Origin of the sequence: Sphingobium sp., assembly GCF_041987595.1 — a bacterium.
GTDB lineage: Bacteria > Pseudomonadota > Alphaproteobacteria > Sphingomonadales > Sphingomonadaceae > Sphingobium.
Window position 1 is genome coordinate 1 of the sequence record NZ_JBHIWJ010000244.1, and the last position, 557, is coordinate 557.

The window sequence follows — 557 nt, forward strand, 5'->3', positions numbered from 1 at the left end:
CACGGTCAGGTCGCACCGCCTCGTCCTATTGCGCGTCGATCGCCGTCGATCCTGATGGCTCGCCAGGCACTGCTCGCTCGCATCGTGGCGACCCCTGCGGGTCGCCCACTTGCCACGCTTCGCCTGTGCCGGCCTCCGTTGGAGACCGCCATGCCCATTCAGACCCTACACCAGTCGCTATCGTTCGATACGGTCATCAAGGATCACCCGGATCGTGCCAGCGCCGAGACACACATGGCCAAGACGTTGCGCGAGTACGGCGACTGGCCAGCGGACGCGGCAGCAGCTGCCGCACGCGATGGCCGCACCGTCCTCGTAATCGATAACGGCGACGACGAGACGATCGCCATCCGCGTCACCTGACCAGCAGCTCTGGCGTCTGCGGTCGCCAGCCCATACGATGGCTCATCCGAGAGGCAGGACCATGCTCAACCTCATTCCCGTCGCCGTCCTGATCCTGTTTCTGGCCGCCGCGCTCTTCTTGTTCGCACGGCGACGGGCGCCGTTCAGCTTTGTCATCCTCGCCGCAGGCCTAGGTGCGGTTTCTATCGCTCTTT

1 protein-coding gene is annotated in these 557 nt (G+C 64.8%); it reads left to right on the plus strand.

The features are described 5' to 3' along the window. On the plus strand, nucleotides 1-363 hold a 363-nt coding region (locus tag ACFC3J_RS22985), incomplete at its 5' end, for a hypothetical protein (protein WP_375198213.1). Between the last annotated feature and the right edge of the window lie 194 nt (nucleotides 364-557).